This window comes from Diaphorobacter sp. HDW4A, from assembly GCF_011305995.1.
Lineage (GTDB): Bacteria > Pseudomonadota > Gammaproteobacteria > Burkholderiales > Burkholderiaceae_C > Diaphorobacter_A.
In genome coordinates, this window is the sequence record NZ_CP049910.1 from 5,755,581 (window position 1) to 5,778,823 (window position 23,243).

21 protein-coding genes are annotated in these 23,243 nt (G+C 63.3%); 9 read left to right on the forward strand and 12 right to left on the reverse strand.

From position 1 onward, the window contains the following. Positions 1–4 precede the first annotated feature (4 nt). Both G7047_RS26225 and G7047_RS26230 read left to right on the forward strand, forming a co-directional pair. Positions 5–586: a cysteine hydrolase gene (locus G7047_RS26225; protein WP_205904678.1), complete on the forward strand. Its 582-nt coding sequence runs from the start codon at positions 5–7 to the stop codon at positions 584–586. A gap of 595 nt (positions 587–1,181) precedes the next feature. After that, on the forward strand, positions 1,182–1,988 hold the full coding sequence (locus G7047_RS26230) for a CoA ester lyase (RefSeq protein WP_166311251.1): 807 nt from the start codon (positions 1,182–1,184) through the stop codon (positions 1,986–1,988). Here G7047_RS26230 and G7047_RS26235 read toward each other — a convergent pair. Further along, a complete protein-coding gene (locus G7047_RS26235; protein ID WP_166311252.1) occupies positions 1,985–2,569 on the reverse strand; it encodes an NTP transferase domain-containing protein in 585 nt (194 codons plus the stop codon). The two genes, G7047_RS26230 and G7047_RS26235, sit on opposite strands and share 4 nt — an antisense overlap. Before the next feature lie 164 nt (positions 2,570–2,733). Between G7047_RS26235 and G7047_RS26240 the strand changes: the two genes are divergently transcribed. The 4 genes from G7047_RS26240 (at position 2,734) to G7047_RS26255 (ending at position 7,310) form a co-directional block, all read left to right on the forward strand. Beyond that, positions 2,734–3,207: a (2Fe-2S)-binding protein gene (locus tag G7047_RS26240; protein ID WP_166311253.1), complete on the forward strand. Its 474-nt coding sequence runs from the start codon at positions 2,734–2,736 to the stop codon at positions 3,205–3,207. Then, the gene (locus G7047_RS26245) at positions 3,204–5,510 is read left to right on the forward strand and encodes a xanthine dehydrogenase family protein molybdopterin-binding subunit (RefSeq protein ID WP_205904679.1); all 2,307 of its coding nucleotides are present in this window, start codon (positions 3,204–3,206) and stop codon (positions 5,508–5,510) included. Before G7047_RS26240 ends, G7047_RS26245 begins: the two co-directional genes overlap by 4 nt. A gap of 197 nt (positions 5,511–5,707) precedes the next feature. Next, positions 5,708–6,355, forward strand: coding sequence for a GntR family transcriptional regulator (locus G7047_RS26250; RefSeq protein WP_166311254.1), 648 nt, complete (start codon positions 5,708–5,710; stop codon positions 6,353–6,355). A gap of 79 nt (positions 6,356–6,434) precedes the next feature. Then, positions 6,435–7,310 carry an N-formylglutamate amidohydrolase gene (locus tag G7047_RS26255; protein WP_166311255.1) on the forward strand — a complete coding sequence of 292 codons (876 nt, stop codon included), beginning with the start codon at positions 6,435–6,437 and terminating at the stop codon, positions 7,308–7,310. A gap of 21 nt (positions 7,311–7,331) precedes the next feature. On the opposite strand, the gene G7047_RS26260 is transcribed toward G7047_RS26255, so the two are convergent. The 3 genes from G7047_RS26260 to G7047_RS26270 are packed head-to-tail and all read right to left on the reverse strand — an operon-like array spanning position 7,332 to position 9,800. Next, the gene (locus tag G7047_RS26260) at positions 7,332–8,132 is read right to left on the reverse strand and encodes an SPOR domain-containing protein (protein ID WP_166311256.1); all 801 of its coding nucleotides are present in this window, start codon (positions 8,130–8,132) and stop codon (positions 7,332–7,334) included. A gap of 52 nt (positions 8,133–8,184) precedes the next feature. Continuing rightward, the gene (locus G7047_RS26265) at positions 8,185–9,081 is read right to left on the reverse strand and encodes a biotin--[acetyl-CoA-carboxylase] ligase (RefSeq protein ID WP_166311257.1); all 897 of its coding nucleotides are present in this window, start codon (positions 9,079–9,081) and stop codon (positions 8,185–8,187) included. Continuing rightward, positions 9,078–9,800: an SET domain-containing protein gene (locus tag G7047_RS26270; protein ID WP_166311258.1), complete on the reverse strand. Its 723-nt coding sequence runs from the start codon at positions 9,798–9,800 to the stop codon at positions 9,078–9,080. The genes G7047_RS26265 and G7047_RS26270 overlap by 4 nt, the downstream gene beginning before the upstream one ends. A 97-nt stretch (positions 9,801–9,897) precedes the next feature. Between G7047_RS26270 and G7047_RS26275 the strand changes: the two genes are divergently transcribed. Beyond that, positions 9,898–12,813 carry a DNA topoisomerase III gene (locus tag G7047_RS26275; protein WP_166311259.1) on the forward strand — a complete coding sequence of 972 codons (2,916 nt, stop codon included), beginning with the start codon at positions 9,898–9,900 and terminating at the stop codon, positions 12,811–12,813. Positions 12,814–13,062: 249 nt separating this feature from the next. Then, positions 13,063–14,580 (forward strand): tryptophan halogenase family protein, encoded by a 1,518-nt coding sequence (locus G7047_RS26280; RefSeq protein ID WP_166311260.1) that lies wholly within the window; start codon positions 13,063–13,065, stop codon positions 14,578–14,580. Positions 14,581–14,799: 219 nt separating this feature from the next. Here the strand turns inward: G7047_RS26280 and G7047_RS26285 are convergent, their stop codons facing one another. The 6 genes from G7047_RS26285 to G7047_RS26310 form a co-directional block, all read right to left on the reverse strand. Then, positions 14,800–15,417, reverse strand: a complete 618-nt coding sequence (locus tag G7047_RS26285; RefSeq protein ID WP_166311261.1) for a LysE family translocator — start codon at positions 15,415–15,417, stop codon at positions 14,800–14,802. A gap of 233 nt (positions 15,418–15,650) precedes the next feature. Next, a complete protein-coding gene (locus G7047_RS26290; protein ID WP_166311262.1) occupies positions 15,651–17,123 on the reverse strand; it encodes an efflux transporter outer membrane subunit in 1,473 nt (490 codons plus the stop codon). A gap of 7 nt (positions 17,124–17,130) precedes the next feature. After that, entirely contained in the window at positions 17,131–18,090 is a 960-nt protein-coding gene (locus G7047_RS26295; RefSeq protein ID WP_166311263.1) for an efflux RND transporter periplasmic adaptor subunit, read from the reverse strand. Positions 18,091–18,130: 40 nt separating this feature from the next. Then, entirely contained in the window at positions 18,131–18,337 is a 207-nt protein-coding gene (locus G7047_RS26300) for a DUF1656 domain-containing protein (protein WP_166311264.1), read from the reverse strand. After that, a complete protein-coding gene (locus G7047_RS26305) occupies positions 18,334–20,451 on the reverse strand; it encodes an FUSC family protein (protein WP_166312274.1) in 2,118 nt (705 codons plus the stop codon). The genes G7047_RS26300 and G7047_RS26305 overlap by 4 nt, the downstream gene beginning before the upstream one ends. 31 nt (positions 20,452–20,482) lie before the next feature. Further along, positions 20,483–20,998, reverse strand: coding sequence for a MarR family winged helix-turn-helix transcriptional regulator (locus tag G7047_RS26310; protein ID WP_166311265.1), 516 nt, complete (start codon positions 20,996–20,998; stop codon positions 20,483–20,485). A gap of 167 nt (positions 20,999–21,165) precedes the next feature. On the opposite strand from G7047_RS26310, the gene G7047_RS26315 reads away from it, so the two are divergent. Further along, positions 21,166–21,342 carry a hypothetical protein gene (locus tag G7047_RS26315; RefSeq protein ID WP_166311266.1) on the forward strand — a complete coding sequence of 59 codons (177 nt, stop codon included), beginning with the start codon at positions 21,166–21,168 and terminating at the stop codon, positions 21,340–21,342. Between the two features lie 140 nt (positions 21,343–21,482). Here G7047_RS26315 and G7047_RS26320 read toward each other — a convergent pair whose 3' ends face one another. Both G7047_RS26320 and G7047_RS26325 read right to left on the reverse strand, forming a co-directional pair. Then, a complete protein-coding gene (locus tag G7047_RS26320; RefSeq protein ID WP_166311267.1) occupies positions 21,483–22,205 on the reverse strand; it encodes a DUF6348 family protein in 723 nt (240 codons plus the stop codon). A 146-nt stretch (positions 22,206–22,351) separates the two neighbouring features. Then, complete coding sequence (locus tag G7047_RS26325) at positions 22,352–23,239, reverse strand: NAD(P)-dependent oxidoreductase (RefSeq protein ID WP_166311268.1); 888 nt, start codon at positions 23,237–23,239, stop codon at positions 22,352–22,354. Between the last annotated feature and the right edge of the window lie 4 nt (positions 23,240–23,243).

Genomic DNA, 23,243 nt, shown 5'->3' on the forward strand with positions numbered 1-23,243 from the left:
GTGCGTGAGCGATTCGATCTATCTGGTTCTCGACATGGAAAACGATCTGATCCATGACGAGGGTTTCAACGGCAAGGCCGCTTACGGCGAGCAGGTGCGCGGTCGCGGCATCATCGCGAAGACCCGCAATGCGATCGACAAGGCGCGCGCGGCGGGTGTGCCCATCGGCTTTGTGCGCGTGGGCTTCTCACCGGACTACCGCGAGTGCCCTCCGAACTCGCCGATCTTTTCGGGAGCGCGCAAGAACGGGATCTTCAAGCTCGGGACTTTTGGGACGCAAACGCATCCCGATCTGGGGCAGCGTGAGGAGGACTTCGACATCGTCAAGCACCGGGTGAGTCCGTTTTATTCGACGAGTCTTGAGGCGATTCTGCGGGCTCGGGGGATTCGGCGGATTTACTGCTCCGGAGTCTCTACCAATGCGGTGGTGCAGGCGATGGTGAGGGAGGGGCATGATCGGGATTTCGAGATCATTGTGTTGGAGGATTGTTGTTGCGCGCCTTCTGCTGAGGAGCATGAGGATGCGGTTCGGGGTTTTAAGCGGTTTTGTGTTTTGAGTAGTTCTTCTGAGGTTGTGTTTGGGTGATTTGTTTTTGGCTTCTGTTCTTTGTCTGAGAGCGGAGACCGGGGCTGCCCTCGGCGGGGCAATTACTTTTTGCTTGCGCGCAAAAAGTAATCAAAAGCGCGCTTGGAAGTCATCCGGCAGAACTCTCTGCGCGCCCTTCGGGCGCTCCGCTCGGACAACCGCCGGAAGTCAGTTGGGAAGAGGTGTGTTCGGCACGTCGCTGCGCTCGTGCTGCATCTCGCGTTCGCGAGATGCATGGCGCCTGCGGCGCATCCAAACCATTCAGTGCATTTCGATACGATGCGCTCTCCGGTATGGCTCCCTCGAGGGGGTAAGCTCACCACAGATGCTCGTTACGCGCGGTCTTCCCCAGTCCTGCTGACCACGCCTGATTCTGTCGTTTCGTCCGGCGGTTTGCAGCGGCAAGTGCCGATGCAAACTTCAAGCACTGACTCACGGCAGTTGTCTGACCGGAGGGAAGCGCAGGGTCGTGGGCAGGAGGGTCGCCTTTTCTTGCTTACTTCTTTTGGCGAAGCAAAAGAAGTGAGTCGCCCGTCGGCTGCACTCAAAACAGTAAGCGCGTCGAATTTGAAAACAAACGAACGAAAGACAACAGATGAAAAAAATCTCCCGCTCATTTCTCTTCGTCCCGGGCGACCGCCCCGAGCGCTTTGCCAAAGCCGCAACCAGTGGCGCCCACGACATCATCCTCGACCTCGAAGACGCCGTCAGCATCGACGCCAAACCACGAGCTCGCGAATCGGTGCGCGAGTGGCTCGCCAAAGGCAACTCCACGCCGGCCCTCGTGCGCATCAACTCCGCCGGAACGCCGTGGTTTGAAGAAGACCTGCGCATGATCGCCGCAGTGCCGAACGCCGCCGTGATGCTTCCAAAGGCCGACGAGCGTTCGCTCGCGCATGTCGTTTCGCAGTTGCCGGGCCGTCGCGTTGTCGCGTTGATCGAGACCGTCGCCGCGTATCTGGATCTCAAAGCCGTGTGTGCCGTGAGGGGTGTGGAGCAGTTGGCGTTTGGCAGTGTGGATTTTTCCACCGAGAGCGGTATTGCCGACGAGGACCATGCACTCGATGCCGTGCGCACGCAGATCGTGCTGGAGTCGATTCGCGCGGGGATGTTGCCGCCCATTGATGGGGTGAGCGTGAATTTCAGCGACGCTTCATTGATCGCACAGGACACGCTGCGTTCGCGTCAGCTTGGCTTCGGGGCCAAGCTCTGCATTCACCCGGCGCAAGTGGTGCCTGTGAACACCGCGTTTGCGCCGTCGTCGGCAGAGCTAGATTGGGCGCGGCGCGTGTTGGCCGCGTTCGATGTGAGCGGTGGTGCGGCGACAGCGGTGGATGGAAAGATGATCGACAAGCCGCTGGTGGACAAGGCTCAGCGCATCATCGCTGCGGCTCAGGTCTAGTAGCCGGCTTGGCGTGCGCGCAGCAGGAGTGCCTGCGCGCGGGCCAGATCGTCCATGGTGTCGATGTCGGTGATGATGCCTTCGTCATCGACCACGAGTTCGCGCAGGTGTCCTTGGGTGCGGGCTTCGCGCACGATGGCGGAGGCGCCCCGGTCGCCGTTGAGTGCCATCAGTGCGGCATGGCAATGTGCGGCGAAAGCGACGGGATGGCCTTGCTGGCCGTTGAAGAAGGGGGCAATCACGTCCACCTCCGCAGGCGCCTCGATCAAGGCCTGTGCCACACGCACCAAGGTGGCGGGTCGCACCAAGGGAAGGTCTGCGGGAATGATCAGCCAGCCATGGGCGGTGCTGGTGGCGCGCACGCCTGCTGCGATGGAGTCGCCCATGCCAGCGCCTCCCTCTCCTTGACGCACCAGATGCCATGGCAGTCCCGATTGCTGCACGGCCTGCAGTGTGCGCTCGAGGACCGGTACGTCGCAAAGCAATGCATCGAGCTTGTGCGTGCACCCCCCCGATGCGCGAAAGCGCGTGCCGCTGCCTGCGGCGAGGAGGATGAGCGTGGGGAATGGCTTGGCTTGCATCTGCGGGATTTTTTCACATTCTTCAGTCCGCGCCCTGCGTGTGTAGGACAAGTGCTTTTTGCAGCGTGTCTGCGTTGACGGTGCTGCAAGGCCCGGGCAATCATGGGCCTGGCTGTTGCCCTGCGCAACGACTCCAGACGACCTCCACGAGAAAGACCTCCACGATGACCACCCATGTTTCCATCAACGGAAAGGATCAGGCCGTGCAGGCCGATCCACAGACGCCGCTCCTGTGGGTGCTGCGTGATGAGCTCGGCATGACGGGTACGAAATTCGGCTGCGGCATGGCACTGTGCGGCGCGTGCACGGTGCATATGGATGGCGCGCCGATCCGCTCGTGCGTCACGCCGGTGTCGGCGGCGGCGGGCAAGCAGGTCAGCACCATCGAGAACATGGAGACCGACCGCATCGGTCGCGCGGTGCAGGCGGCGTGGCTGGCGCTGAATGTGGCGCAGTGCGGCTACTGTCAGGGGGGGCAGATCATGTCCGCCATTGGGCTGCTTCAAACCAATGCCAAGCCCAGCGACGCCGACATCACCAACGCGATGAGCGGCAATCTCTGCCGCTGTGGCACGTATTTTCGAATTCATGCCGCAGTCAAGCACGCCGCCACGTTGCTCGCGAAGGGAGGCCAATGATGTCGTCGATCTTCGAATCATCCGCAGCACCGGCGCAGCTGAGCCGTCGTGCGTTGCTTAAGGCCGGAGCGGCCACGGGACTGGTGTTGTCGGTCACCGCGCGCGGCGTGGTCCACGCGCAGGAGGCTGCCAGGAAATATGGAGCTGACTCCATGCCGGGCGGCACGGTCGATGACCCGCTCGTGTTCGTGCAGATCGGCGTCGACGGCACCGTCACCATCGTCGCGCACCGTGTGGAGATGGGCACGGGCGTGCGCACCAGCCTGCCCATGGTGGTGGCCGACGAGATGGAGGCTGATTGGGCGCGCGTGAAGGTGGTGCAGGCCGATGGCGACGAGGCGCGCTACGGCAATCAGAACGTGGATGGCTCGCGCAGCGTGCGCCACTTTCTGGCACCCATGCGGCGGGTGGGCGCGGCGGCGCGGCAGATGTTGGAGGCGGCTGCGGCGGCGCGCTGGTCGGTGCCCGCGTCGGAAGTCAAGGCAGTGCTGCACCAAGTGGTGCATGCGAAGAGCGGGCGCAAGCTGGGGTTTGGCGAGCTGGCGGACGATGCTGCAAAGCAGCCGGTGCCCACAGCCGGGCAGCGGCGACTGAAGAGCCAAGCGGAGTTTCGCTACATCGGCAAGGACAAGGTTCGCGCGATCGATCTTGAAGACATCGGCCGGGGCCGCGCCAAATATGGCATCGATCCGCACATGCCGGGCATGGTGTTCGCAGTGATCGCGCGGCCTGCGGTGCTGGGCGCCAAGGTCAAGAGCGTGAACAGTGATGCAGCGCTCAAGGTGCCGGGTGTGCTCAAGGTGGTGGAGATTCCGGCGTTCAGCGGCGCACCTGCGTTTCAGCCGCTGGGCGGGGTGGCGGTGGTCGCAAGCAACACCTGGGCCGCGATGCAGGGGCGCAAGGCGCTTGCCATCGAATGGGCCGAGAGCGAGCATGCGGTCTACGACTCCGCGAGTTATCGGCAGGCGATGGAAAAGGCCGCGCGTGAGCCTGGCAAAGTGGTGCGTAACAACGGCGATGCAGGTGCAGCGTGGAGCAAGGCGAGCGAGCGCCAGCGCGTCACGGCCGAGTACTACATTCCGCACCATGCGCACGCCACGATGGAGCCGCCTTCGGCCACGGTGTTAATTGACGGTGACCGCTGCGACGTTTGGGCCTGCGTGCAGGATCCACAGAATGCGCGCGACGGGGTGATCAAGCTGCTTGGCCTGTCCAGGGACAAGGTGGCGGTGCATCCGCAGTTGCTGGGCGGCGCGTTTGGTCGCAAGTCGAAGGCGGATTTCGTGTTCGAGGCTGCGACGATCGCCAAGGCCATGCCCGGCAAGCCGGTGAAGGTGGTGTGGACGCGCGAGGACGATATCCAGCACGACTTCTATCACGCGGTGTCGCTCGAGCATCTGGAGGCCGCCCTCGGCAGCGACGGCATGCCCGTGTCGTGGCTGCATCGCACCGTCGCGCCGACCATCAGCTCGTTGTTCAACGCGGCTGCGCAGGGTGAGAGCGCATCGGAACTGGGCATGGGAGCGGTGAACCTGCCTTGGCAGATTCTCAACTTTCGCGTGGAGACCGGCAACGTGCCCGCGCATACCCGCATCGGCTGGTTCCGTTCGGTCTACAACATTCCGCACGCCTTCGCGACGCAGTGCTTCATCGCCGAGCTCGCGCACCGCGCGGGCAAGGACCACAGGGCCTATGCGCTCAAGCTGATCGGGCCGGCCCGCAAGCTCCATCCACAGAAGGCGTTCGACGATGGCTGGAACTACTCCGAATCGCCCGAGGTCTATCCGTTCGACACGGGCCGACTGCGCGATGTGATCGAGGCCGCCTGCAAGGGCGCGCAGTGGGGACGCAAGCTGCCCAAGGGGCGCGGCTTGGGGCTGGCGTTCAGCTACAGCTTTCTGACCTATGCGGCCACGGTGATCGAGTTGGAGGTGAACGACAAGGGTGAGATCCGGTTGATCGCGGCCGACATGGCGCTTGACTGCGGGCCGCAGATCACGCCCGAACGCATCCGTGCACAGATGGAGGGATCGGTCGTCATGGGCATGGGCATCGCGATGATGAGCGACATCACCTTTGCCAAGGGCGCGGTCCAGCAATCGAATTTCAACGATTTCCTGATCGCAAGGCACAACGAGGCGCCGCCCATGGTTCGCACGCATCTGGTCAATAACCATCTGCAGACGCCGCCCGGCGGCGTGGGCGAGCCGCCACTGCCGCCCGTGGCGCCGGCGATTGCGAACGCGATCTTTGCCGCTACCGGCAAGCGCATGCGCGATCTGCCTATCCGTAAGGTGGAGTAGCAAGGTGATTGAGGGCATGCCGAGCACGTGCGTTGGTGCACATTGCCAACGCACGCTGCACTGCATGATGTGGCGATGCATTCCGTCGCATAGAATGCGGCGAAAGCAATGCATCGTGCACGACAGCACGCAGACCCCTCGCAAGGCGGCGGCAGAGCTTGCCTCTGCGGCGGATTGCAGGATTCCACGGGCAACACATGGATTACCGAACCAAAGAAGAACAAGTCGCCGATTACCTTCGTGAGCGCATCATCTCCGGCGTCTATCCGCGCGGCTCGCGCCTGAAGCAGGCCGAGATCGCGGAGGAGCTCAAGCTCAGCATCACGCCCGTGCGCGAGGCGCTCAAGCTGCTGGTGGCGGAAGGCTACGTGAGCGGTGATTCATACCGCGGTGCGCGCGTCGTGCCGTTCGATCCGGCAGCCTCCGCCGAGATTCTGAACCTGCGTCTGCTGCTCGAAGCGCAGTTGGTGCGCGGCGTGGTGCAGAACATCAACGCTCAAGATTTGTCGGAGCTGCATGCACTCGGCGAAGAATTCGCCAAAGCCTTCGCCGAGGGCGATCGTGCAGCCGCGCGCGGTGTGAACTACCGCTTTCACCGCCGCATGTACGACATCGCCAATCTGCCGCAGACGTTGCATTTCGTGCAGATACTGTGGGCGCGCTATCCCTTCGACGTGATCAACGCTGCGCAGAACCGTGGACCGGATGCTGTCGATGAGCACAACGAGATTCTCGAGGCCCTTGCCACCGGCGACGCGGCAGCCGCAATGATCGCCATGCGCAAGCACATCGAGTCGGGATGGACGGTGCTCAAATCGTCGGCACTCGCGACCGAAGACCAATAGGCAGGCAATAACCTTTGGCGGTTCATTGCCGTTGGTGCACAGGCTATGCTGTTCCTCACATGAAGTGAGACAACAGCCCATGACTGACTCTTCCCGATCGAACGCGGACAAGAAGTTTTCCGCACAACCCGGCAGTACGCCGCTGGTGTTGGATTCACCGCACAGCGGCACGGTCTATCCCGATGATTTTGGCGCGGCGCTGCCGCTTTACGTGCTGCGGCAAGCCGAAGACACACACGTCGAGAAGCTCTACGACTTTGCGCCGCTGATGGGGGTGGCTTGGGTCGAGGCGTTGTTCCCGCGCATCTACCTCGACGCAAACCGTGACACGACCGAGATCGATGTCGATCTGTTCGATGGTGAATGGCCGCACGATGTGACCGAGGACGAGGTCACGCTGCAGAAGGTGCGTTTGGGCAAGGGCCTGATCTGGCGGTTCACCGACGACGGGCAGGCGATCTACGAGCGCCAACTGACGGTGGAGGAAGGCCAGCGGCGCATCTCCGAATGCTGGGTTCCCTATCACGCGGCGGTGTCGGATGCCATCGATGCGGCACATGCGCGCCATGGCTACAGCATCCACATCAACTGCCACTCGATGCCGTCGATTGCGGCCAGCCATGCCACGCTGCACCCAGGGCTCGAACATGCGGACTTCGTGATCGGCGACCGCGACGGTACAACGGCATCGCCCGCGCTCTCCAACATGGTGTGCGACTTCCTGCGCTCGCGCGGCCATGACGTGGAATACAACCACCCTTACAAGGGCGTGGAGTTGGTGCGGCGCTACGGCAAGCCAGAGGAGCACCGGCACAGTATCCAGATCGAGATCAACCGCCGGATCTACATGGACGAGGAGACGCTGGAGATCGTCCAGCCGGGCTTCGACAAGCTCAAGCAGGACCTGCGCGATCTGGTGGAGTGGCTGCTCAAGACCGATCCGCGCAAGCTTTGAGCATTGCGCGGCTGTGTTCGCTCAAGCGCCGCAATGCTTGAGTGGCTTGCCCAGCAGCGCAGTGCGCAACTGGCTTTCGGCCTTGGTGCGCAGGGCGTCGTCTGCGGTGGGCAGTCGCAGCGTGTAGACGTTGGTTTCCTTGCGCTCGACCACGACACGCGCGGTGCGCACACCCTTGCTGGTGAGTTGCGTGAGTGCGCGCTGTGCCGCCTCGTCCGTCGAGAAGCGGCCGAGCGAAAGACCCGGCTCGAAGGCTGTGCCGGGGCGGTCGTAGTCGATCTGCAGGTTCTTGAGTTCGGCGCGCTTCTTGGCGACCGCTTCGTCGTCGGGGAGCTTGCCGATGTAGACCATCCAACGGCCGGGAACCGGCGTGGGATCGAACTTCCAGCTGTTGGTGGGCAGGGCGCTCTGGGCGGCGATGCGCAGGGTCTGCATCTGCTGTTCGTCATACGAGCCGGCCTGCAGGCAGACCGTGCGCTGCGGTGCGGTGGGGGGTGGCGTCGACACAGGAGCGGCAGCTGCCACCGAGGCGGTGCTGGCCGGTGCACTTGGTGCAGAAGCGGGGGCGGTGGCCACCACGGCGGAAACCGTGTCGGATGCGGTAGAAGCGGCGGAAGCCGTTCCTGACGCCTCAGAAGCTGGCGCGAGCGCCGCCGAGCTGATGGGCGTCACCTGCATCTTCTGCGGATCGATCTGCAGGTCGAGGCGCTGCGGCTCGGCCTGTACTGTGGGCCCCCAGCCCATGGTGCGCAGCATGCCCTGAGACCATGCATAGTAGCCCGCGTTGGCGAGCAGCAGAACGATGACGGCGATGCGCAGCATGATGAGGTGACCCCTTCCCTTGTCTGTGTTTTATGTACGGTTGGCGCGCAGATTATGCGGACTGTCCCGGCAGTGGCTGGCCGACGGGACGCACGCTGATGTCGCCGCTGGTGATGGCTTGCAGTCCAGCGGCGGTATTGATCAGCAGCGTGCCATCGTCCGTCACGCCGCTTGCCATGCCGCTCGTGCCATCGCTCAGATGCACCTGGCGCCCGTTCAGCAGATCGCGCTGTGCGAAACGTGTCTTGTACGGCGCGAAGCCGCTGTGTGCAAAGGCGTGCAGGGTCTTGATCAGTGGAGGAATGATGGTGAGCAGCGCTTCGGGTGCGGTCCAGCGCGGGTCGATGTCGGTGAGGCACGCGGGCTGCGTCGTCATGCCGTCGCCGGTGCGCGCCAGCACGTTCAGGCCGATGCCGACCACCACATAGCGCAGGGCGGTGTCGTTCTCGACCGCCATCGTGCCCGGCGCGGCCATGAAGCTCGCAGTTTCGACGAGGATGCCGCCGAACTTGCGGTCGCCCGAGAGCCACAGGTCATTGGGCCACTTGAGGCCCACGCGCGGCAGTCCGCTCGCCTCGCTCGGGATTTCGAGCTGGAGGCTGTCCGCCACGCTCACGCCCACGGCCAGTGACAGGCCCGACCACTCCTTGGGCCTGAGAGGCAGGCCCAGCGACATCATCAGCGAGGCGGGGCCCAGCTCCGCCGCGTGTGCGGTCTCCTGACTCTGCCAGGGACGGCCCAAGCGGCCGCGCCCAGCAGTCTGCTCCTCGGTCACCAGCAGGATGGGGTCGCAGCGGCCCGCACGGGCGCGGCGCATGAGCTCGGTGTTGGTCGAGTCGATGGAGGGCAGAACCTCCACGCTGAAATCGGGCACATCGGTCACCACGGCCTGCCAGATGGCCTCGGAGGGCCAGCGGATCGGAGAACGGTAATGGCCTGCGGTGGTCACTTCTTGCTGCCCTTGGCTTTCTGAGGCTTCTTGTCTTTGTTCTTGTCGGGGCTTTTGGCCGATGACTTGGTTTTGTCCGATGGCTTGTCCGACTTCTTTTCCAGTTTTTTCTCCAGTTTCTTTTCTGGCTTCTTTTCGGATTTAGCTATCTTTTTTGATTCGGATTTGGCTTCAGGCTTGGATTTCTCGGACTTTTTATTTTTCTTGACCGGCTCCATTCCCTTGGGCGCCCAGCCGCGTTTGGGGGCCAGCAGCGTGCCTCGGCAGTCTTCACTGCCACACCAGCAGGGATATTCGGCTTTGAGTTTCGGGGTATAACGCTCCTCGATAATCAGTCCGTAGTCGTAATTGAGCTCTTCGCCCGCATGGATATTGCGCAGGGCCGTGATGAAGATCCGGCCTTCGATTTCATCTGCAAAACAGTTGGGATCGCAGCTGTGGTTGATCCAGCGCGCGGAGTTTCCGCCATGTTTCGCGTCGATGACGCGGTCTTCGTCCACATGGAAATAGAACGTATGGTTGGGCTGCTTGGGGTCGTGCGGATGCCGATCCTGCGCCTCCTGCCAGCCGATGACCTCTCCCACGTATTCGATGAGAACCTCGCCCTCGGCAATGTCCTGCAACGCGAACACACCCTTGCCATGCACGCCGGAGCGTCGTGTCTGGATGCGGCGGCCCGGCGGGATGGTCGGGATATTGGAGGGTGCGTTTCGGGCCATGGCTGAAAACTCTGTTAGTTTGAATATGTACACATGCGTGCGCGTGCGCGCGCATGAAGCCGAATTGTAGAAGCGCCGTAAAGGCCAACCCACACAAATGAATAAAACGCTGGTCATTGCAGAGAAACCGTCGGTTGCACAAGACATCGTGCGTGCCCTCACGCCCGTTGCTGGCAAGTTCGACAAACACGAAGATCATTTCGAGAACGAGCGCTACGTCGTCACCAGCGCGGTCGGTCACCTGGTCGAGATCCAGGCGCCGGAAGAATTCGACGTCAAACGCGGCAAATGGAGCTTTGCGCACCTGCCCGTGATTCCGCCGTACTTCGATCTGAAGCCGGTGGACAAGACCAAGACGCGTCTGAACGCCGTGGTCAAGCAGGCCAAGCGCAAGGACGTCACCGAACTCATCAACGCCTGTGACGCGGGCCGCGAAGGGGAGTTGATCTTCCGCCTGATCGAGCAATACGCGGGCGGCGCCAAGGGCGGCCTCGGCAAGCCCGTCAAGCGCCTGTGGCTGCAGAGCATGACGCCGCAAGCGATCCGCGACGGCTTCAACCAGCTGCGCTCGGACACGCAGATGCAGGGCCTCGCCAGCGCCGCGCGCAGCCGCTCCGAGGCCGACTGGCTGGTCGGCATCAACGGCACGCGTGCGATGACCGCATTCAACTCGCGCGATGGCGGCTTCTTCCTGACCACCGTGGGCCGGGTGCAGACGCCGACGCTGTCGCTGGTCGTCGAGCGCGAGGAAAAGATCCGCAAATTCGTGAGCCGCGATTACTGGGAAGTGCACGCCGGCTTTGCCGCCGAGGCGGGCGACTATCTGGGCAAGTGGTTTGATCCGAAGTGGAAGAAGTCGGAAGACCCGGAAGCCAAGGCCGATCGCCTGTGGAACCACAAGGATGCGGTCACCATTGCCGAGGCTGTGCGCGGCAAGCCCGCCACCGTCACCGAAGAATCCAAGCCCACTACGCAGGCATCGCCGCTGCTGTTCGACCTGACCAGCCTGCAGCGCGAGGCCAACGGAAAGTTCGGCTTCTCCGCCAAGACCACGCTCGCGCTCGCGCAGAGCCTGTATGAACGCCACAAGGCGTTGACCTACCCTCGTACCGATTCGCGCGCGCTGCCCGAAGACTATCTGCCGGTCGCCAAGGAAACCTTCGGCATGCTGGCCACGAGCGGCATGCGCCATCTCGCACCGTTCGCCAAGCAGGCCTTGGACGAGAACTACGTGCGTCCGAGCAAGCGCATCTTCGACAACAGCAAGGTGTCGGATCACTTCGCGATCATCCCGACCACGCAGGCGCCCAGTGGTCTGTCCGAGGCAGAGCAGAAGCTGTACGACCTGGTCGTGCGCCGCTTCATGGCCGTGTTCTTCCCGAGTGCCGAGCACCAGGTCACCACCCGCATCAGCCAGGTCGTGGGTCACCACTTCAAGACCGAAGGCAAGGTGCTGGTCAAGCCCGGGTGGCTGGCGATCTACGGCAAGGAAGCGGCCAACGAGGTCGAAGGCGGCAAGGAAGGCGAGAAGGGCCAGCCGCTGGTGCAAGTCAAACCCGGCGAGACGCCGCGCACCGAACACGCCGACGCCAAGGGCCTCAAGACCAAGCCGCCCGCACGCTACTCGGAAGCCTCGCTGCTCGGCGCGATGGAAAGCGCTGGCAAGCAGATCGACGACGAAGAACTACGCGATGCCATGCAGGACAAGGGCCTCGGCACGCCAGCCACGCGCGCCGCGATCATCGAAGGTTTGATCACCGAAAAATACATGCTGCGCGAAGGCCGTGAGCTGATCCCGACTGCCAAGGCCTTCCAGCTCATGACGCTGCTGCGCGGCCTCGGCGTGGAAGAACTCTCGCGCGCCGATTTGACTGGCGAGTGGGAGTACAAGCTCTCGCAGATGGAAAAAGGCCAGCTTTCGCGTGAAGCCTTCATGCAGCAGATCCAGGCCATGACGGAAAAGCTCGTCAAGAAGGCCAAGGAATACGACCGCGACACCATCCCCGGCGACTACGCGACGCTCGAGACCCCATGCCCCAACTGCGGCGGCGTGGTCAAGGAAAACTACCGCCGTTTTGCCTGCACCGGCAAGCCCGGCGAGGGCAGCGAAGGCTGCGGTTTCTCGTTCACCAAGTCGCCCGCAGGCCGCACGTTCGAAACGCAGGAAGCCGAAACGCTGGTGCGTGAACGCCGCATCGGCCCGCTGGAAGGCTTCCGCTCCAAAGCCGGCTGGCCGTTCACCGCGGAAGTCGCCATCGTGCGCGACGAAGAGAACAACAACTTCAAGCTGGAATTCGACTTCGGCGACGACAAGGCCGATGAGGATTCGGGCGAGATCATCGACTTCTCCGCGCAGGAAAGCCTCGGCAAATGCCCGGTCTGCGGTGCGCCGGTCTACGAGCATGGTGCCAACTACGTCTGCAGCAAGTCCGTGCCCACACAGGAGCAGCCCACACCGAGCTGCAAGTTCAAGAGCGGCAAGATCATCCTGCAGCAGCCCGTCGAGCGCGCACAGATGAACAAGCTGCTCGAAACTGGCAAGACCGACCTGCTCGACAAGTTCGTGAGCATGCGCACGCGCCGCGCGTTCAAGGCTTTCCTGGTCTGGGACGCGGCTGAGGGCAAGGTGAACTTCGAGTTCGAAAAGCGCGACTCCAAGTTCCCGCCGCGCAAGACGGCAGCCGGTTCAACCGCTGCAGCCAAGAAGGCCCCAGCCGCCAAGAAAACCGCCGCCGCAAAGAAGGCCCCCGCAGCCAAGAAGACTACGACCAAGAAGGCCCCGGCAGCAGGCACTTTGAAGCCCAGCACCGCACTCGCCGCCGTCATCGGCGACGGGCCAGTCTCACGCCCCGAAGTCGTCAAGAAGCTCTGGGACTACATCAAAGCCAATAACCTGCAGGACCCGGCAGACAAGCGCTCGGTGGTGGCCGACGCCAAGCTGCTGCCGGTGTTCGGCAAGGACAAGGTGAGCATGTTTGAGATTGCGGGCATCGTGGGCAAACATGTGAGCTGATTGCTTTCGCCGCGCACGGATAACACCGTTTCAGGCCGCAGTGGTTCCGTTGACGAACGGGCCGCTGCGGCTTTTGATTATCTGCGCGGCCTTCGTTGGATTTGCGTGCATTGCTGCGTGATCAATCGCAACTCCGGGTGTGCTGAATATGAGCCAACACATGCACGCATGATTAATCAATGAATCGCCCCGAGGGCCTGATGTAGAGTGGTTTTCACTCAAACATCAGGTCATACGAGGGAGGTCGAAGTGCTCAATTTGAGAGGCGCGAAACGCGTCGTTATTCTGGGTGGTGGTACGGCGGGGTGGTTTGCCGCTTTGTCGCTCAGAAAGATTTTCAGTGTAGCGGTGGAGATCCGCGTGATCGAGTCGTCGCAGATCGGCGTGGTGGGCGTGGGCGAGGGGGGCTTGCTGAATCTGCAAGCCGCGCTGCACTCCATTGATATCGACACCAATGATTTCGTGTGCGAGACGGGGGCGACCTACAAGTGGGGGTTCAGCTACGAGGGCTGGCGCACCGGGGCGAAGGATGATCGCTACTTTCATCCGTTCGCGTCGGCAGAAGGGCTGGCGTCGAAGTGGGAGAAGAGCGGTGGCTTTCCGCTGATCTCGGCGATGATCCACAACGGCATCGAGATGCCCGACTATCTGCGCGGCATGGAGCTCATCAAAAACAACGCGAGCCAGCAGGAGGCCAAGCAGGCGCTCGACGACAAGCAGGTCGACATCATCAGCTCGTTTCACTTCGACAGCTACAAGATCGCCGAGTTCTTCAAGAAGACGGCGCTTGCGCGCAACATCGTGCACCAGGACGCCATCGTCGACGACGTGCAGACGAACGAGCAGGGCCGCGTTGTGGCGGTTGTCACGCGCGAGGGCGAGCGCATCGAGCTTGATCTCGTGGTCGATGCGAGCGGGCTGTCGCGCAAGATCATCGGCAAGGTGGTGCCAAGCCGCTGGCAGTCGTTTGGCGAGCATCTGCTGATGGATCGCGCGATTCCGTTCTACATGCCGCACCCCGAAAAGAATCCCGGTCTGGTGAGCCGCGCCATCGCGCTGTCGTCGGGCTGGATGTGGCAGATTCCGCTGGTGAACCGTGTGGGCGCGGGCTATGTCTACAGCAGCAAACACGTGTCCGACGAAGATGCGGCGGCCGAGATCGAGAGCCATCTGGGCTATGCGGTCAAGCCACAACGGGTGATCCGTTTCGAGCCGGGCTGCTATGAGCAGGTCTGGGTCGGCAATGTGCTGAGCGTGGGGCTGGCCTCGGGCTTTGTGGAGCCGCTGGAGGCGACTTCCATTGGCCAGATGATCGAGAGCGTGCGCAACTTCGTGCGGGTGCTCACGCTGAGCCAGGGCATCGTGTCGGACAGCGCGGTGCGTGAGTTCAACATGTCGAACCACCAGTCGTGGATCGAGGTGCGCGACTTCCTGCGCATGCACTACGACTGCCCGCGCCGCGACACCCCGTTCTGGCGCGACGTGGCCGCGACGCCGCTACCTGACGCTTACCGCGCGCTCAAGGAATGCATGCAACTGCGCGCGCCACGCCTGCTCGATCTGGAAGGCTACACGCTGCACGGCAGGCGCGGCATCTTCCACGTGATCAACTGGATGTTCGTCGCCACGGGCCTCGGCCTGATCCCGCGCGACGCAGTGAAGACCGAGCTGATGGCACTGCCCAACGAAGGCAAGCAAGCCGTAGGCGAGTTTCTCGCGTGGCTGCAGCAACGAAAGACGGCAGCCACAGCAGCAGCGGCAACCTGAAACAGCTAGGTATTCGGGGTTCAAAGCAGCGGGCCAACGAAGCAAGCACCCGCCGCGATCAACCCCCACAACGCCGATACAGGGGGTGAGACAAGGCGTCGCCGACGCAGACATACCTTCCGGTAGGCAAGGAGGTGCAACGCAGTATCACCCCCTGTATCGGCGCCTCCAAACGACCCACCCATCGAAGCCAACGGCTTCGCGACACATAAACAAGGTTCAGGCGTGCAGCCAAGCCTTGTGGACTACGTCGTAGAGGATGGAGGCGGAGAAGAAGCATAGGACGAGCGACGCTCCGCGCAACATCACGCTTGACGAAATCAGCGGCACCCGCCCGTTGCCGCTGCGCGCGATTTGCCCGAGCATGCACCAGCCGATGGATACCGGAATCATGGTCAGCGCGAACGTGCCCATTGCCGGGAAATACATTGCGGTGTCGAGAAACACGGCGGGCGGCATGACAAACGAGGCGAACAGAAACGCCTTGGGATTGAGCAGCGTGGTCACGAACACATGACGGCTGGTGATGCTGGTCTCGGGCGTGAGGCTTTTCTCGAACTTCCAGATCTTGAGCGACAGATAGGCGATGTAGCATGCGGCGCCGAGCTTGAGCACGGTGGCGATCCACGCCTGATCCTGCAGCAGCTTGAGCAGCAGAAATCCCCAGCAGCTGATCGACAGCAGATAGGCCACGAGCTCCGCTGCCACCAGCACCAACGAACGCGAAAAACCGCGCGCCACGCCGGAGGAGAACAGCAGCGTGTTGGTAGGACCGGGCATCGCGAGAATCAGCGCGGATACCGAGGCGATGTAGAAAAAGCTCGCGGTGGTGAACATGGTGACGGAAAAAGATCTTGCGGCAGATGCGTGCCGCGATGATTGGCGGATTGTAGGGGATGGACTAGTGCACCGGTATTGCGCCGGAGCAGCATGCTTGGTCGTGTTGTACGGGGAGCGAATTCCGTATCCGGCATTTGCGCTGCATTGACTATTTGTGTGCGTGCAGATGAGGAGTCAAGGGGTGCATTGCATGGATGGCGCTTCGTGTGTTGCCAAGAGCTGCCGCGGTATCAGCGCTGCGTGCCCGATTCCCAGCCGCCGCCGAGCGCGAGAAACAGCGCGAGCTGATCGTTCACGATGCTGGCTTGTGAGGCCGCGAGCGCCGCATCCGCGCTGGCGAGCACGCGCTCGGCGTCGAGTGAATCGAGGTAGCCGGTCTTGCCATTCACATAGAGGCGGCGCGTTTCATCCGCGACCTGAGCGCTTTGTGCGCGCGCCGCTTGCAGCCGCGCGTTGCGATCGAGCTCACGGGCGTAGTTGGTGAGAGCGGTTTCGGTCTCGCGCAGCGCATTGAGCACGGTGCCGTCGAAGCGCGCGAGTGCGCCCTTGGTTGCGGCCTCGGATTGCGCGACGCGGGCCTGTGCGGCGCCGTTGATCGGGATGCTCCACGAGATCAGCGGGCCGAGGCTCCAGCTGAAGGTGTCGCCCCGGCCAAAGCCGGTCATGTGGCCTGCGGAGCCTGCGTTCAGGCCCAGCGAAATCTTGGGGTAGAGATCGGCTGTGGCGACGCCGATCTGTGCGGTGGCTTGAGCCAGTTGGCGCTCGGCCTGGCGCACATCGGGGCGGCGCTGCAGCAGGGCCTGACCATCGCCCACGGGAATCACACCAGCGGCGACCTGCGGCGCGGTGTGGCAGCGTTGCATATCCTTGGGGAAATTCTGCGGCTGCTCGCCGGTGAGCGTGGCGAGTTGGAACAGCGCGTTCTGGCGCAGCGCGAGCAGCGGCGGCAGTTCGGCCTTCAGTTGCTCGACCTGTGCGTTGGCGCGTTGCGCGTCGATGCTGCCGACCTTGCCGGCCTTTTGCAGCCGCGCGGAAATCGATGCCGACTGCTGCTGCAGTTCTATGGAGCGCTGCATCACCGCGATGCGCAGGCCTGCCGTGCAGGTCTGCGCATAGGCGCTGGCGGTGTGTGCTGCCACGTTCACGCGGGTGAGATCCACTGCCGCCTGCGCGGCCTCCGTGCCTGCCTGCGCGGCCTCGATGGCGCGGCGGATCTGGCCGAACAGGTCGAGTTGATACGAGATGCCCGAGGTCGCCGAATAGCCGAAGGCGTTGGCCGGAACCTTGCCGGGGCTCAGCACCGACAGGCCGGAGGCATGGCCGTAGCTCGGCCCGCCACCCACGCTCAGGCTGGGCCGCGTGGCGCCGGAGATCTCCTGCTCGACGGCCTGCACTTGCTCGAGATGCGCGAGCGCCTGGCGCAGATCGGTGTTGTGCGTGAGCGCTTTGGCGACGAGTGCGTCGAGTTGCGGATCGGCATAGAGCTGCCACCAGCGGTCGGGCAGCGGGGCGCTCGAAATCGCCGCGTGATTCTTGTCGGTCAGCGTCGCGTCATCGGCGCTCGAGAAGGGCTGATGCGGTGCGACCTTTTGTGCTATGGCGTCGGCGGGCAGCACGTAGTCCGGCCCGACGGGTTGGGTGCCGCAGGCCGTGAGCGCGGCGACGGCGACGAGAGAAAGCGAGAGTTGAAGCAGGGTGCGCATGCTGGCCTCAACCCTTGGTCTGTTCAGGTGCAGTTGCAGCCTTGGCAGCCTTTGTGGCGTTGCCGGTGACCTCGACCGTCACGGTCTGGCCTGCGACAAGCTTGACGTCGTCCGGCACCGGATCGAGCTTGACCCGTACCGGCACGCGCTGCGCGAGGCGCACCCAGTTGAACGTCGGGTTCACCGTGGGCAGCAGGTTGGCGCTGGTCGCGCGGTCGCGGTCGGCGATGCCCGCGACGATGCTCTCCACCGTGCCCGCGAGCGGCTGGCCTGCGCCCATGGGCGTGACCTTCACGCGGTCGCCGACGTGGATGCGCGCGAGTTTGGTTTCCTCGAAATAGCCTTCGACATAGAACGACTTCGAATCGACCAGCGCCATCGCGGGATGACCGGCGGTGGCGTAGCTGCCCCGGCGTAGATCGAGATTGGTGACGAAGGCATCGGACGGCGCGACGATTCGCGCGCGCTCGAGGTTCAACCGCGCCGTGTCCAACGTGACCTGCGCTTGCGCGAGTGCGGCGTTGGCCTGCTCGACCTTGGTGCGTGTCTGCTCGCGTACCTCCTGCGAGATCAGGTTGTCGAGGCTCGCATTGCGCGCGTCTTCGCGCTTGGCCTGCGCGAGCGAGATCTTTTGCGATGCGACGGCCGCCTCGGCTTGGCGCAGAGAGAGCGTGTAGCGTGCCTGATCCACCTCGAACAGCAACTGCCCGGCCTGCACGCGCTGGTTGTCTTGCACGGCGACCTCGGTGACGAGGCCCGAGACGTCGGGCGCGATCTGCACGACGTTGGCGCGCACGCGGCCGTCGCGCGTCCACGGCGCGAGCTCGTAGTGGTCCCAGAGCTGGAAGGCTGCGACGACGGCGGCGGCGCTCACGGCGAGCGTGATGCCGACCGGAATCGTGCGTGCGGCGATGCGCTTGAGGAGGCTTGGCTTCTTGGTGGTTTCTGGCGTGTTCTTGTCGGTCATGTTGTTCTCGTTTTTCTGAATCGGAGGGCTTGGAACGTTCTTATTGCAGCAGCGCGCTCAGCCGGGACAGACCCCAGAGCAGCAACACGTAGAGCCCGACGTCGAACAGCGCCGGATGCCAGATGCGGCGATACAGCCCGGCGGCCGCGAGCACGCGTTGCACGCCCAGCAGCACGATGAGCGCGAGCAGCGCCAGCGGCATGAGCCAGGGCAGATAGAGGCCGTAGAAAGATGCTTCGCCGATCATGATGCGGAGGCCGTTTGCGCGGTGCTTTGGATGGTCAGGGCCGCAGGCGCAGCCGGAAAGAGATTGCGGCGCAGGCCAACGAGCGCGGTCACTGCGGCGCGCCACTGCGGCCGGGATTCGGGGCGCGTGGCGGCGTAGTCCAGTACCTCGTCGATGTGCGCGAGGATGGAGGGCGGCAGCGCGGTATCGGCGAGGCCCGCGCTGCGGCGCTCGAAGAACTGGCCAATGTCGGAGAGCACGCCCGCGATGCGCGTTGACTCCATCGGAATGTTCTGGCGCTGCAGCGAGGCGAGGTCGGCACCCACGCGCAGATCGCGCAATGCCTGATCGTTGGCCACGCCGTCGATCTTGCCGCCGGCCTGCGCGATGCGCGGCGCGAGCAGACCGATGCGGTCGAGCATGCGCACCGCGTAAGCATCGAGCTGGCGCGCGCTGGCACCGGGCTGTGCGAGCTCGGAGAGTTCGCGCCAATTGGCGCGCTGGATGCGTCTGGCAGCCCAGGAAACGCCCACGCTGCGCACCAGCGCGGTCACCACAGCGGCGGTGACGATGCCCATAATCTGTCCGATCATCGAGTTCACGAAGGTGATGAGGTCGACGGTGCCGGTGTCATACATGGCCAGTGTGCCGAAGAAGCCGCCGAGCAGAATGCCCATCGCCGCCATCATGTTCTGCGGCCGCGCCATGTAGCAGCCGAGCACCAGACACACGGGCGCGCAAACCGCAATCAACATGCCGAAGTCCTGCACGTTGGGCAGCAGGATCAGCACGTAGACGACCGACAGCGGCATGGACCACAGCAGGTATTTGAGAAAGCCCTTGATCGCCGGGACCGGGTTGTCCATGGTGGCGAAGAAGCAGCAGAAGATCGCGGCCATCATCGCAGCGGCCGAGCCCGTGGGCCAGCCGGTGAGGATCCAGAACGCGCTGCACAGGCAGATCGCGAGCACGGCAGCAAGGCCGGATAGCGCGGCCATTCCGTGGTCCAGATGCAGCGCGCGGTGGCTCAGGTTGCCAAGGCGCCGTGACGTGATTGGCGCGCCGCCGATGCCCGCGTCGATGTCGTGGCGCAGGCGCACGCAAGCGTCCCATGCGTCGACGAGTTCGGTGAGCCGCGTTGCCAGCGCCACCCGCAGAAGGCGCGACCAGTGGCTGGGCTGCTCGTCCCAGCGCTGCATCGCGAAGCTGTGGATCTCGGCGCGAAGCTCAGCGGCCTGCCGCGCGCGGTCGGGATCGAGTTGCTTGTAGTCCTGCGCATCGAGCCACTCGCGGATGCGCGCGAGCATCGCCACCACGTCGGGTGCGAGCGCGCCTTCCGCCTGCTCCAGCGCGACGAGCCGGTCCTCCACGGCGGAAACCGTGGGCATGAGCGAGGCAATGTGGTCCTGCATGGTGCTCACGGCACCGGCGGTCCAGCGCAGATTGGTGGTGTCGAACGGGATGTGCGTGGACAACAATCGCAACTGCGTGATGTCGCTCGCGACCTTGCTTTTGTCGCTCGCGAGGGCCGACGTCGCATCGGGCGAATTGGGCGGATCGGCGGTGACCAGCAGGTCCTGTATCCAGTGCCGCGTGTGCTTCATCGCGCCGTCGAGTAGGCCCAGCACGGCGGGCGCGAGACCCTTGGGAAAGACGATGCTGTGCACCACAGTAGCGCACAGGATGCCGACGATGATTTCCTCCACACGCAACGTGGCGTTGTCGAACAGCGTCTGCGGCGCCTGCACGTTGGGAAAACCGATCAGCGCGGCCGTGTAGCCCGCGAGCATGAACACATAGGACGAGGGCGAGCGGTCGAGCAGCGAGAGGTAGAGGCAGCCGCCCACCCAGAGCGCGAGCGCCAGCGTCAGCAGCTCGGGCGCGTTGGCGAGCGCGGGCACGATCAGCAGCGTGGCCGTGCAGCCGACGATGGTGCCGAGCACGCGGTACAACGCCTTGGAGCGCACCGTGCCCGCGAGCGGGCTGGCTACCACGTACGAGGTCATCATGGCCCAGAACGGACGCGACAGGCCGAGGCGGCTCGCCACATACAGCGAGAGCACGGCCGAGGCCAGGCATTTGACCGAGAAGAGCATTTCCGCCCGGGTGAAGCGAGGCAAGGAGGGAAGTTGCATCATGGAGAAGCCTGCCGTTGTTGCACCGGTATCAACGCGTCGCGTTCTTCAATGGCTCCACATCCGGCGTGACGCGACCCATGCGGTCTTCGAGTGCAGAGAAAACGCGCACGCAGGCCTCGACATCGGCATCGGATGCGCCCTGAAAAAGCTCATGGCGCAGCGTCTTGAGCGCAGCCTCGATCTGGTGCGTGAGTTCGCGTCCCTTGGGAGTGAGGTGCAGAGTCTTGGCGCGTCCGTCGACGGGGTCGTCGCGGCGCTCGATCAGGCCAGCGCCTTCCAGATAGTCCAGCGGCCGTGTGAGCGACGGCGCCTTGATGCCGAGAATGTCGGCGATTACCCCTTGACGTAATCCGTCGCCATAGCGCGAGACCGCCAGCAGCGGCCAGGTCGATGCCTCCGACAGACCGAGATGCGCCACCGCCTTGTTGGCTATCGGCACATAGCGCGCGTTGCAGAAGCCCATGCTACGGGTGAGCTTGAGCAGCGCGTCCTCACGTGGGAGTTCGGCACGGGCATTGGGGACGGTGGAGTCTGATTTCGTCATTTTAGTTAGGCAGCTTATTAATTAGTATATCTGGTTGCATGAATATTTGCTGATGGTGGGGATTGCCAGCGAATCAATGAGGCGGGCAGGGGTTCGAGGAGAAGGCACCGGTGCGTGGTGGTTAACATGAGCCTCTGTGCCGAGACCGGCAAAAGGAGTGTTCCCGCATGCGATTCATCTCATCTCAGGTTGCGGCCGCCGTCATCGTGTTGGGTGTCGTTGGCGTGCTGGCAGGCTGCACTACGACGGGCTCGTCCGCCAGAAGCCCGGGCTCTCAGGCCGGTGACAGCAGCGGCGTGACGGTCTTTGGCACCGTCGATGCCGGAGTGGGTGGCGTCAAGTGAACGTCACGCGCACCAGCTAGAAAGAGAGAGCGGGGCTGAAGCTGCCAGCAAGGCGCGCGACAGCAATGGTTTGAAGATGCCAATGGCGCGGGGGGCGAGTCCGTGCCGGGCTCGAAATCGTCAGCGCGATATGGAGAGAACTATTCCAGCAGACGAGGGGTGTTGCGGATGACGACGTACTGCTTGCGGTACTCCATGCCCGCTTCAGGCCAGAGGTTGGCATAGGCGCACAGCAGTGGAACGGCGGCTGCAAAGTCGTGGCCGTTCACTCGGCAATCCGCTTCGCATTGGCCATCGGGATCGCGGGATGCGTACAGACGCACGCCCAGAATATCGTGGCTCTGCAGCAACCGGCTGAAGGCTTGCATGCTGTTGGTGAACAGGCAGCAGGGGCAGAATTCATGGTCTTCCGACCAGCGCGGCGCGTGCTGTTGATAGTGCTCCATCGGCCCGAGCAGCACCTGACGTCGATAGACCTCGCCACCTGCGCTGCTGCCATACGCTATCTCCAGTGCCGAGCAGCTTTGGGGTGTGGTTTGGCATGCGTCGATCAACGTCACCAGATCCATGCTTGCCCAACTCGCGAAGCCCTTGCTCAGGGCATCGCGCTGTGACGAACCGTTGGAATGCTGATACTCGAACAGGGGGTTGGGAAAGAGCGATGGGTGGCTTGCCTCGACCACGGTGGTGGAGTGAACGCGGCCTTCCGGGGCTTCCTCGCAAGCCATCAGAAATGGCTCTAGCCGCAGGCCATTGGGGAGTGTGACGGATCGCCCCGAATCCGTCACATGGCACTTCAGTCGCTGGGCCTGCAGGGTCTGACGCAATAGCTTCTGCAGAAAGAACGGAGCCGGGGATTCCATGGCGTGCCTGCCGTTGACTGGTTGAACGTCAGCCCATGGTAGGCACGCAATTGCGACAAATAGCAACTGAATTTGCATGTAAATGCAACTTCAAATTGACATGCAAAAACCGTTAGTGCGGGCAGTGTCAACCGACTGTCACGCAATCACGATTTCTTTGTCATGAATGTGCTGATGACGGGGTGGTATTTCTCACCTGCGCCTTCTGCAATCGCCTGATTGAACCACTCGTCAACGATTCTTGCGCCGCGCGCATCAACGCCCGTTTCATCGGCCAACTGCAGCGCATAGTGCAAATCTTTTTGGGCGTATTTGACGGAAAACGCACGCTCCGGGAACTCCCCCGGCAGCACCGCCTTCATGCCGTGGTTGCGCAGCGCAAAACTATCGGCTGAACCTTGGGTGAGGGTCTCGAAAAGCACCTTCGGATCCACGCCGGCGCGCTCGCCGATGTTCTTGGCTTCGCTTAAGGCAACCACGTTCTCGAACAGCATCATGTTGTTGAGAATTTTGAGCACCTGGCCGCAACCCACCGGGCCGCAGAGCGCGATGTCTGAGGCGAACGTGGCGATCAGCGGCTGCACCTGCTCGAATAGCTTCGGCGTGGCACCGACGAACACTGCCAGCGTGCCCGCTTCGGCGGCCGCGCGGGTTCGGGCCACGGGGGCGTCGACCAGATGCGCCCCCTTGGCGTCGAAGGCTTTGGAGAGCTCGCGTGTGGTGTTGACGGCCGATGTGCTGAGGTCAATGACGATCTGCCCGGCGCGCGCATTCGCGAGCAGGCCGTTGGCCTCGTGGCACAGCTTGGCGACGACCTCGCCCGAGGGCAGCGAAAGGAAGACGACCTCGCACTGCTGCATGACTTCGGCGGGCGTCGCGGCGGCCTTCACCTGGTCGGCGGCGAGGCGCTCAAGCGGCTCCTTGGACAGATCGAACGCCAGCACAGGTGCGCCCGATTTGCGCGCGAGATTGCGGCAGATCGGCTCGCCCATCACGCCCAGACCGATGAAGCCGATGTGTTGTGGATTGCTCATTTCA

Bases quoted from the DNA above. Each gene is read 5' to 3' on its own strand.
- G7047_RS26230 (WP_166311251.1), top strand. From the start codon at position 1,182: ATGAAAAAAATCTCCCGCTCATTTCTCTTCGTCCCGGGCGACCGCCCC.
- G7047_RS26235 (WP_166311252.1), bottom strand. From the start codon at position 2,569: ATGCAAGCCAAGCCATTCCCCACGCTCATCCTCCTCGCCGCAGGCAGC.
- G7047_RS26240 (WP_166311253.1), top strand. From the start codon at position 2,734: ATGACCACCCATGTTTCCATCAACGGAAAGGATCAGGCCGTGCAGGCC.
- G7047_RS26245 (WP_205904679.1), top strand. From the start codon at position 3,204: ATGATGTCGTCGATCTTCGAATCATCCGCAGCACCGGCGCAGCTGAGC.
- G7047_RS26250 (WP_166311254.1), top strand. From the start codon at position 5,708: ATGGATTACCGAACCAAAGAAGAACAAGTCGCCGATTACCTTCGTGAG.
- G7047_RS26255 (WP_166311255.1), top strand. From the start codon at position 6,435: ATGACTGACTCTTCCCGATCGAACGCGGACAAGAAGTTTTCCGCACAA.
- G7047_RS26260 (WP_166311256.1), bottom strand. From the start codon at position 8,132: ATGCTGCGCATCGCCGTCATCGTTCTGCTGCTCGCCAACGCGGGCTAC.
- G7047_RS26270 (WP_166311258.1), bottom strand. From the start codon at position 9,800: ATGGCCCGAAACGCACCCTCCAATATCCCGACCATCCCGCCGGGCCGC.
- G7047_RS26275 (WP_166311259.1), top strand. From the start codon at position 9,898: ATGAATAAAACGCTGGTCATTGCAGAGAAACCGTCGGTTGCACAAGAC.
- G7047_RS26285 (WP_166311261.1), bottom strand. From the start codon at position 15,417: ATGTTCACCACCGCGAGCTTTTTCTACATCGCCTCGGTATCCGCGCTG.
- G7047_RS26290 (WP_166311262.1), bottom strand. From the start codon at position 17,123: ATGCGCACCCTGCTTCAACTCTCGCTTTCTCTCGTCGCCGTCGCCGCG.
- G7047_RS26295 (WP_166311263.1), bottom strand. From the start codon at position 18,090: ATGACCGACAAGAACACGCCAGAAACCACCAAGAAGCCAAGCCTCCTC.
- G7047_RS26300 (WP_166311264.1), bottom strand. From the start codon at position 18,337: ATGATCGGCGAAGCATCTTTCTACGGCCTCTATCTGCCCTGGCTCATG.
- G7047_RS26305 (WP_166312274.1), bottom strand. From the start codon at position 20,451: ATGCAACTTCCCTCCTTGCCTCGCTTCACCCGGGCGGAAATGCTCTTC.
- G7047_RS26310 (WP_166311265.1), bottom strand. From the start codon at position 20,998: ATGACGAAATCAGACTCCACCGTCCCCAATGCCCGTGCCGAACTCCCA.
- G7047_RS26315 (WP_166311266.1), top strand. From the start codon at position 21,166: ATGCGATTCATCTCATCTCAGGTTGCGGCCGCCGTCATCGTGTTGGGT.
- G7047_RS26320 (WP_166311267.1), bottom strand. From the start codon at position 22,205: ATGGAATCCCCGGCTCCGTTCTTTCTGCAGAAGCTATTGCGTCAGACC.
- G7047_RS26325 (WP_166311268.1), bottom strand. From the start codon at position 23,239: ATGAGCAATCCACAACACATCGGCTTCATCGGTCTGGGCGTGATGGGC.